General features: G+C 69.1%; 1 protein-coding gene. It reads left to right on the plus strand.

Features of this window, described 5'->3' with window-relative positions; translation table 11 throughout:
* Positions 1 to 530 (plus strand): RNA polymerase sigma factor ShbA (gene shbA / locus B0293_RS42600; protein WP_039920184.1); only part of this gene is annotated, 530 nt, incomplete at both ends.

Below are 530 nucleotides of genomic sequence, written 5' to 3' on the forward strand. Positions count from 1 at the left end.
GAGCCGGTCGCCGCTGCTGTTGAGGGTGATCCTCAAGCGGTCGAGCGGTTGCTGGCGGCCATCCGTCCTTTGGTAGTGCGGTATTGCCGCGCTCGGGTTGGCAGGCAGGAGCGTTCGTTCGCTTCCGCAGACGATGTTGCTCAGGAGGTGTGTCTCGCGGTGCTCACGGCATTGCCTTCGTACCGTGATCAGGGCCGCCCGTTCCTGGCCTTCGTCTACGGGATCGCCCAGCACAAGGTGGCCGACGCGCATCGTGCGGCGGCCCGTAACCGCGCCGAACCGGTCGCCGAGGTCCCCGACGAGGTCGAGGGCGGCGTCGGTCCCGAGCAGCGTGCCCTGCAGGGTGAGCTGAACGAGCGCATGTCCCAGTTGCTGCGGGTCCTTCCCGACAAGCAGCGTGAGATCGTGGTCCTGCGCGTGGTCGTGGGATTGTCCGCCGAAGAGACGGCCGAGGCCGTGGGGTCCACCCCCGGCGCCGTCCGGGTGGCCCAGCATCGCGCCCTGGCGCGCCTACGTAAGGTTCTGGCCGC

Origin of the sequence: Amycolatopsis azurea DSM 43854 (assembly GCF_001995215.1) — a bacterium.
GTDB classification, from domain to species: Bacteria; Actinomycetota; Actinomycetes; order Mycobacteriales; family Pseudonocardiaceae; genus Amycolatopsis; species Amycolatopsis azurea.